An 8,187-nucleotide genomic window follows, 5' to 3' on the forward strand; every position below is an offset into this window, starting at 1 on the left:
CGTGGAGTCCGCTCATGGCCTCGTGGAGTCCGCTCATGGCCTCGTGGAGTCCGCTCATGGCCTCGTGGAGTCCGCTCGTGGCCTCATGGCCTCATGGCCGCCGTCGGCGGAGGGCCCCGGCCCGCCCGGCAAAGCCGCCTGCCCCCGGCGGCGGTTCAGGAGTCGGCGGCGATGTGCTCGTACGCGCGACCGTCTTGGCAGGGCAGACCGGTCTGCCCGGCCATGACCTGACCCTCCTCGGAGGGCAGCGTGAGGGCGGTACTGCACCGTCGTGCCGAACGGGAAGTCTCCTCCCGGCCATTGCCCGGGTCAATTCATCGGACACCATGGCAGCGGAACGCCGCGGAATTTCGATCTACGGGATGACGTGGACGGTCCCCAGGCTGTCGAGATCGTATTCCGGTACGTACTCCGGGGGCCGGACCGTGTAACTCGCGGCCAGCGTCTCCCGGTCGAGAAAGAGCGCCGCCCACACCCCGGTCCTCTGCTGCGTACTGTCCTCCCGGCGAAGGATGAAGTCGCCTTCCAGGACGACGAAATAGACGATGGCGTCGCTCGACCGTGCCCCGGGTGGCGAGATCGCCCTGGTCGCGGCGTCGCGCGTGGTCGTCACGACCCGGATGTTCCGGGGGCTGTCCTCGCCCCACTGCCGTGCCCATGCGCGGACTGCCGCGCCGATGCGATCGATTTCCTGCTGGGAAATGAACTCGTCCGCCATGCCCGGCACCCTAGACCCGTCATATCCGGAAGGCGGTCGCATTCGGGCAGTCGATCACAGGCCCACCGCGGCGGCCGGTCCTACCGCGCCCGGCCAGCGGGAGTTGACCCGGTCGAGTACGGGTTCCAGGCGGCGGTATCCGGCCGTTCGCTGGTCCAGTTGCTCGAAGGTGAGCTGCAGCCCGACGGAATCCGCGGCGATCAGGTTCTCGGCCCGCAGGGAGACCGCGCGGACCCTGGCCCGCTGCAGCCCCAGGGCGTCGTGCAGCGCATAGGCGGTGGCGGCCAGGGCCGGGGTCTGTGCGGTGGGTTCGGCAACCGTGCGGGTGCGGGTGGTCGTCGTACGGTCGGCGTAGCGGACGGTGAGGGTCAGCGCCCGGGCCGCCTGGCCGCTGCCGCGCAGCCGGGTGCCCAGGTCGTCCGCGATCCGCAGCAGCGCCCTGCGCCGCCGCTCGGCGTCCAACTCGTCGTGCGGGAAGCGGTGTTCGCCGCCCATCGAGCGGGCGGCCGGGTTCGGCGTCACGGGGCTCGGGTCCAGCCCGCGGGCCCGCTCGTACACCTTGCGGCCCGTCTTGGCGCCGAGGATCCGCTGGAGCGTCGCGGGCGGTGCGGCGGCGATCCGGCCGACGCTGTCGAGCCCGTACGAGCACAGGGTGCGCGCGGTCGCGGCGCCCACGCCGTCCAGGGCGGCGGCCGGTCTGCGGTCGAGGAAGTCCGCGACCGTCCCGGGGTCGCCGGGCACGATCCGCACCTCGCCGGGCGCCGCGCTCTGCCCGGCCATCCGCGCGAGCAGCGGGTTGACGGAGATGCCGATGGCGCAGTCGACGTCGTGCCAGGCCAGCGCGCGCACCCGTATCAGGTCGGCGATGCCCGCCGCGTCCCGCCCGAAGTAGCGCAGCGCCCCGCGCACATCGGCCAGCGCCGCGTCCGGCGGCAGCGCCTGGACGACGGGCGTGAACTGGCCGAGCAGCGCGAGCAGCCGGTCGTAGACCTCTTCCGGTACGCCGATCCCGTCGCGCCCCCGGAAGCGGACGTACAGCGTTCCCGTGTCCGGCGAGGACGGAGCGGGTGCGGGCCGGGTTCCGGCGCCCGGTACAGGTCCGGCCCCGGCGCCCGCCGCGCCTCCCCGCAGGTCGTTCATCCCGCGCTCCCCGGGCTGGAGTGCCACAGCTTGCGGCTCAACTCGCGTCCGGTGGCGGCGCGTTCGCCCGCGGGCTGGAGGTCGGCCCACGGGTGCAGTTCGTATCCGGTCTCCAGGCGGATGGTACGGCCGGGCTCCGAGGCCGCCCGGACGGCACCGGGTGGCCTGGACGAATCGGCCCCCTCGGGCACCTCACTCCCCTCGTACGACCCGGAAGACACGGAAGACGAAGAAGATGCAGAAGGCGCAGAAGGCGCAGAAGCACCGGAAGATTCAGGCACCCCCTGCACCCCCGGCGCACCCGGCACCCCCTGCCCCCCTTCCGAAAGCCGCCCCACAACCGCCCCCAGCCCTCCCCGCTCCCGCAATTCGGCCAGTTCGGCCAGGTTCCAGGCGGCGGCGCCGACCACGCTCAGGCTGCGCGGGCCCCGTCGCTGGACCGTGCCGCGCACCAGCAGCAGCCAGGAGTGGAAGACGGTGTGCGCGCAGGTGGCGTGGCTGTCGTCGAAGAAGGCGCAGTCGATCAGGCCCGTACTGTCGTCCAGGGTGGTGAAGATGACCCGGCGCCCGGAGCGGATCGGCGGGGTCTGGGTGGCGGCCTTGGCCCCGGCGACCAGGACCGTCGCGCCGTGCTCGGCCTCGCGCAGCCGCTTGGCGGGCAGCACGCCCAACTCCCGCAGGAATTCCGCGTGATCGACCATCAGATGCCGGGAGGCGTCCATGCCGAGGACGCCCAGCTCGGCGCTGAGCCGTTCGACGTCGCCGAGGTCGGGGAGCCCGGCCGGCTCCGCGGGAAGCGCCGGCCCGCCCTCCCCCAGCGCCAGTTGTCCCTCATGGGCGCCGCCGTCGCGCCCTCCGCGCAGGCGCCCGTGCAGCTCGGCGATATGCAGCAGCAGATCCCGCCGGTTGGCGCCGAAGGCGTCCAGCGCGCCGACCCGGGCGAGGCGTTCGGCCACCGGGCGTCCGGGGCGGGCCCGCTGCCACAGGTCCTGGAGCGAGGTGTAGGGCTGTCCGGCCGCGATCCGTGCCGCCTCGGCCTCGCTGATGCCGTGTACGTCGGAGAGGGCCAGGCGGATGCCCCAGAGCTTCGCATCAGACACCAGTTCGATTCGATGGGCGACCGCCGACCGGTTCACGTCCAAGGGCAGCACCGGCACCCCGCGCCGCCGCGCGTCCGCCAGCAGCAGCCGCTTCGGGTACATCCCCGGGTCGTGGGTGAGCAGCCCGGCATAGAAGGCCGCGGGGTGGTGCGCCTTGAGCCACGCGGACTGGTACGTCGGCACGGCGAAGGCGACGGCGTGCGCCTTGCAGAAGCCGTACGCGCCGAACGCCTCGACGATCTCCCAGGTACGCGCGATCACTTCGGGCGCGTACCCCCGCCCCCGCGCCCGCTCGGCGAACCACGCGCGCACCTGCCCCTGGAGGTCGGCGACGGACAGCGCCCGCCGCTTCTCGTCGGCCTCGTCCCGCCCGCAGCCGGTCATGATCCGCAGGATCTCGATGATCTGCTCGTGGAAGACCACCACGCCGTAGGTCTCGCGCAGCGGCCCCTCCAGGTCCCGGTGCGGGTAGCGCACGGGGGCGCGCCCGTGCCGGGCCTCGATGAAGGGGCGCACCATGTCGGCCGCGACCGGCCCCGGGCGGAAGAGCGAGATGTCGACCACGAGGTCGTGGAAGGTGGCGGGCTGGAGCCTGCCGACCAGGTCCCGCTGACCGGGCGACTCGACCTGGAAGCAGCCGAGCGTCTCGGTGGAGCGGATCAGTCCGTAGGTGGCCGGGTCGCCGGGCGGCACCTGGGCGGGGTCGTCCAGGTCGATGTGCCGCCCGGTGGCGCGGCCGATCTCGGCGACCGTGTGCGCCATCGCGGACTGCATCCGTACGCCCAGCACATCGAGCTTGAGCAGGCCCATCTCCTCCACGTCGTCCTTGTCGAACTGCGACATCGCGAACCCCTCGCCGCTGGTGGGCACGATGGGGGTGCGGTCCAGCAGCGTGGCGTCCGAGAGCAGCACCCCGCACGGGTGCATGGCGACGCCGCGCGGCAGCGCGTCCAGGGCCTCGACCAGGTCCCACATCGGACCGTACGCATCGGCCGGGATCCCCCGCAGCTCGGGGAGTTCGGCCAGCGCCACCCGGGCGTCGCGCGCACGGATGTGCGGGAAGGACTTGGCCAGGCGGTCCACCTCGGCCGGGTCCAGGCCCATCGCGGCGCCCACGTCCCGTACGGCGTGCCGGACGCGGTAGGTCTCGGGCATGGCGACGGTCGCCACCCGCTCCGCCCCGAACCGCTCGAAGACCGCGCGGTAGACCTCCAGCCGGCGGGCGGACTCCACGTCGATGTCGATGTCCGGCAGCGCGGCCCGCCGCTCGGACAGGAAGCGCTCCATCAGCAGGCCGTGTTCGACGGGGTCGGCGTGCGCGATGCCCAGGAGGTGGTTGACCAGCGACCCCGCGCCGGACCCGCGGGCCGCGACGCGGATTCCCATCTTCCGTACGTCGTCCACGACATGAGCGACCGTCAGGAAGTACGAGGCGTAGCCGAGGCGTTCGATGGTGCGCAGTTCGTCGTGCAGCCGCTCCCAGCGCTTACGGTCGCGGTCGTAGCCGCGCAGCACCATGGCCCCGGCGCAGCGCGAGCGCAGCACGCGCTCGGCCGTGCGCCGGCCGGCCCCGACCAGGTGCGGTTCGGGGAAGTGGACGGTGCCCAGCCCCATGTCGCCCTCGGGGTCCACCCGGCACTCCCCCGCGCTGCGCTCGGTCATACCCAGGAGCCGGTGGGCCACCTCGCGCCGGAAGCCGGCCGCCTCGGCGACCTCTTCGGCGGTCTTCGCCATGGCGGCGGTGTCCTTGAGCCAGCGCTCGCCGCCGTCCCGCGCGCCGGGCCTGCGGTCCACCGGCACCAGGCGGCGGGCGGAGTCCAGGACGTCGGCGACCGGGCCCTGTCCGGGGTCGGCATAGCGGACGGCGTTGGTCAGCACGGCGGGGATGCCCTGTTCGACGGCGAGACCGAGGGTGCGGGCGGCCAGCCGCAGCGAGCCGGGCCCGGTGCCGGTGCGGCCGTGGTGGACGACCTCCAGGCGCAGCGCGTCGCCGTACACCTCGCGCCAGGGCGCGAGGAGCCGGGCGGCGCGGTCGGGGCGGCCCGCGGCCAGCGCCCTGCCGACCTCGGAGCCGGGGCCCAGCAGAACGGTCACCGAGTCCGCCGCGGATTCCAGCGCCTCCCAGGGCAGCGCGGGCCGCTCGCCGCCGCTCGCGTGGGCGGCCGAGACCAGCCGGCACAGTGCGGCCCAGCCCCGCGCGCCGTCCCTGGCGAGGAAGACCGCGCGGGCCCCGGACTCGTCGACGAAGGCCCCGCCGCGCACCGGGGTACGCCGCCGGACCGCCCCCTTCGGCCCCGGGCCCGGGTCGCTCTCCCGCTCCCGTACGGCGAGTTCGGTGCCGAACAGCGGCCGGATGCCCGCCCCTGCCGCGGCCTTGGCGAAGCGCACGGCTCCGGCGAGGCCGTCCCGGTCGGTCAGTGCGAGCGCGTCCATGCCGCGCTCGGCGGCGCGCTCGGCGAGCCGCTCGGGGTGCGAGGCGCCGTACCGCAGGGAGAAGCCCGATGCGGTGTGCAGATGCGTGAAGCCGGACACCCGCACCTCCTGGACCATTCGTCGCTACCTCCCCTCCTCTCCACCATAAACCAATTTTCGAACGTGCGTGCGATAGGTCGATTACGGTGATCCACTGCGGACCGCGGCCCGCCATCGGCCCGGTCGGCCATTCGGCGCAGCCCCGCCTGCGGGGGCAAGGGGCGCGACGGAGCGTAAAGGCATGACGCAGACAGAGGACGCCGGGGCCCACAGGACGTTCATGGACGAGGTCAAGGACGCGGTGACGGCGCGCGCCGCGCTGCTCGTCATCGGCGTGCTCGCCCTGACGGCCCTGTTCATCGCGTCGTACGCGGGCGCCTTCCACTCCCCCAAGCCCCGGGACGTATCCCTGGCGATCGTCGCGCCCGAGCAGGTCAGCGGGGAGATGGTGAAGAAGTACGGGGAGCTGCCGGGGTCGCCGCTGGACCCGCGGGCCCTCTCCTCCGAGGAGGAGGCCGTACGGCAGATCAAGGACCGGAAGATCGACGGCGCGCTGGTGGTCGACCCCCGCGGCACCACCGACCGGCTGCTGGTGGCGGGCGGCAGCGGCGGGGCGCTGTCCGACGCGCTCGCCAAGGTGGTCGGCGCGGCCGAGAGCTCCCAGCAGCGGTCGGTGCGGGTCACCGATGTGGCACCGGCGGCGGGGGGCGACACCCGCAGCCTGTCCTCGTTCTATCTCGTGGTCGGCTGGTGCGTCGGCGGCTATCTGTGCGCCGCGATCCTGGCGATCAGCTACGGCGCCCGGCCCTCCAACCGCAAGCGCGCCGCCGTCCGCCTCGCGGCGCTCGCCGTCTACTCCGTCTTCACGGGCCTGGCGGGGGCGATCGTCATCGGGCCCATCCTGAACGCGCTGCCCGGCAGCCTGTGGGCACTGTGGGGCCTGGGTGCCCTCGTGGTGTTCGCGGTGGGTGCGACGACCTTCGCCTTCCAGGGGATGGCGGGGATCGTCGGCATCGGGCTGACGGTCCTGGTGATCGTCGTCGCGGGCAACCCCAGCGCGGGCGGCGCCTATCCCTACCCGCTGCTGCCGCCCTTCTGGCGCGACATCGGGCCCGCGCTGCCGCCGGGCGCGGGCACCTGGGTGGCGCGCTCCATCGCGTACTTCAGCGGCAGCGCGGTGACCGGGCCGCTGCTGGTGCTCAGCGCCTGGGCGGTCGTCGCCACCGCGCTGACCCTCGTGTTCGCCTCCCTGCGCAAGGGCCGGGAGGCGATCGACGGGAGCGAGGTACGGCAGTAGCCGAGGGGCCCCAGGGCAAGGACAGGCCCCGGCGCCGTCGCGGTCCACCGCCGTGTCCGCGCCTCACATGTGCGTACCGCCGTCGATACGGATCTCCGTACCCGTGACGAACGCGCCGTCCTCGCTCGCCAGCATCGCGATGACCCCCGCGACGGCCTCCGGCGGCGCGAAGCCCTCGCCGATGGCGGGCATCAGCTTCATGAACAGGCTCATGTCGGCGTCCGCGGGCAGTCCCGGGTCGTCCGTCATCCCGGACCGCACCGAGCCCGGCGCCACGCACACCGCGCGCAGCCCCTGCTTGCTGTACTCGCTCGCGATCGCGTGCGTCATGGACTGGATGCCGCCCTTGCTCGCCGCGTACGCCGCCATGTACGGGTGCGCGAAACCCGCCGATGTCGAGCTGAAGTTGACGACGACCGGCGCCTGACCCTCCAAAAGCGCGGGCAGCGCCTCCCGGATCATCAGGAAGGTGCCGGTCAGATTGACCGCGAGGACCTTGTTGAAGAAGTCCAGGGTCATCTCGTGGGTGTGCGCCGAGCGCAGGATGCCGGCGGCGTTGACCAGGACGTCCAGGCCGCCCAGCGTGCGCACCGCGGCGGCGACGCCCGTGCGCACCGCCGCCTCGTCCGAGATGTCCAGGACCGCGGTGGCCAGCCAGTCGCCCGCGCCGTCCGCCGCGGCGCGCTCGGCGGTGGCCCGCAGGCCCTCGGCGTTGATGTCGGCGGCCACGACCCGGCCGCCTTCGGCCAGGATCCGGTGGACGGTGGCCCGGCCGATGCCCGAGCCGGCCCCGGTGATCAGTACGCGGCGTCCGTCGAAACGGTTCATGGTCTTCTCCGTTCTCGCGTTGCGCCTGCACCGTACGCCCGAGTGGCACAATGTGCCACCTTCGCGGCATGCGCCAGTGCGGCAAACCGCGCCGTAGACTGCGGGCATGTCCAGCGCGCCCCGCCCCTCCCTGACCGAGCGCCGCAAGGCCGAGACCCGGATGGAGATCGCCCGCACCGCCGCCGCCCTGTTCGCCGAGCGCGGCGCCGCCGTCACCGCCGAGGAGATCGCCCGCGCCGCCGACGTCGCGCCGCGCACCTTCTACCGCTACTTCCGTACGAAGCAGGACGCGGTGGCCCCGCTGCTCGCCGACGGGGTACGGGGGTGGATCGCGAACCTCTCCGAACTGGCCGCGAGACAGGGGGAGCTGACGGTGCAGCAGGCCCTGGAGAAGGCCGCGCGGCGCGCCCTGACACCCGACGGCGAGCGGGCCGAGGAGGCGCTGCGCTGGACCCGCGGGCTGCTGCGCGCCATGCCGCAGGACCCGGCGCTGCGCTCGGTCTGGCTCCAGGTGCACCACGACTGCGAGGAGGCCCTGGTCCCGGCCCTTCAGGCGATGGCGCCCCGCGCCGGCCGGCTCCAGGTGCGGCTGGCGGCGGCCGCCGCGAAAAACCCGCAGGGCCACGCGGGGG

The 8,187-nt window shown here is 73.8% G+C and carries 6 protein-coding genes; 2 read left to right on the plus strand and 4 right to left on the minus strand.

Features of this window, described 5'->3' with window-relative positions; translation table 11 throughout:
• Positions 1-355: 355 nt before the first annotated feature.
• Genes AC4IJH_RS42670 through AC4IJH_RS42680 form a run of 3 tightly spaced genes read right to left on the minus strand, consistent with a single transcriptional unit; the run spans position 356 to position 5,508 of the window.
• Positions 356-718, minus strand: a complete 363-nt coding sequence (locus AC4IJH_RS42670) for a hypothetical protein (protein WP_490857432.1) — start codon at positions 716-718, stop codon at positions 356-358.
• Between the two features lie 54 nt (positions 719-772).
• Positions 773-1,858, minus strand: coding sequence for a DNA polymerase Y family protein (locus tag AC4IJH_RS42675; protein WP_490857433.1), 1,086 nt, complete (start codon positions 1,856-1,858; stop codon positions 773-775).
• Positions 1,855-5,508, minus strand: coding sequence for a DNA polymerase III subunit alpha (locus tag AC4IJH_RS42680; RefSeq protein ID WP_490857434.1), 3,654 nt, complete (start codon positions 5,506-5,508; stop codon positions 1,855-1,857). The genes AC4IJH_RS42675 and AC4IJH_RS42680 overlap by 4 nt, the downstream gene beginning before the upstream one ends.
• Positions 5,509-5,671: 163 nt before the next feature.
• Between AC4IJH_RS42680 and AC4IJH_RS42685 the strand changes: the two genes are divergently transcribed.
• The gene (locus AC4IJH_RS42685) at positions 5,672-6,727 is read left to right on the plus strand and encodes an ABC transporter permease (protein WP_490857435.1); all 1,056 of its coding nucleotides are present in this window, start codon (positions 5,672-5,674) and stop codon (positions 6,725-6,727) included.
• A 63-nt stretch (positions 6,728-6,790) separates the two neighbouring features.
• On the opposite strand, the gene AC4IJH_RS42690 is transcribed toward AC4IJH_RS42685, so the two are convergent.
• Positions 6,791-7,555, minus strand: coding sequence for an SDR family NAD(P)-dependent oxidoreductase (locus AC4IJH_RS42690; protein WP_490857436.1), 765 nt, complete (start codon positions 7,553-7,555; stop codon positions 6,791-6,793).
• Positions 7,556-7,661: 106 nt separating this feature from the next.
• On the opposite strand from AC4IJH_RS42690, the gene AC4IJH_RS42695 reads away from it, so the two are divergent.
• Positions 7,662-8,187: TetR/AcrR family transcriptional regulator (locus tag AC4IJH_RS42695; protein WP_490857437.1), on the plus strand; the 526-nt coding region annotated here is incomplete at its 3' end.

This window comes from Streptomyces sp. UF-297, from assembly GCF_058245575.1.

Bases quoted from the DNA above. Each gene is read 5' to 3' on its own strand.
- AC4IJH_RS42685 (WP_490857435.1), top strand. From the start codon at position 5,672: ATGACGCAGACAGAGGACGCCGGGGCCCACAGGACGTTCATGGACGAG.
- AC4IJH_RS42670 (WP_490857432.1), bottom strand. From the start codon at position 718: ATGGCGGACGAGTTCATTTCCCAGCAGGAAATCGATCGCATCGGCGCG.
- AC4IJH_RS42690 (WP_490857436.1), bottom strand. From the start codon at position 7,555: ATGAACCGTTTCGACGGACGCCGCGTACTGATCACCGGGGCCGGCTCG.
- AC4IJH_RS42680 (WP_490857434.1), bottom strand. From the start codon at position 5,508: ATGGTCCAGGAGGTGCGGGTGTCCGGCTTCACGCATCTGCACACCGCA.
- AC4IJH_RS42675 (WP_490857433.1), bottom strand. From the start codon at position 1,858: ATGAACGACCTGCGGGGAGGCGCGGCGGGCGCCGGGGCCGGACCTGTA.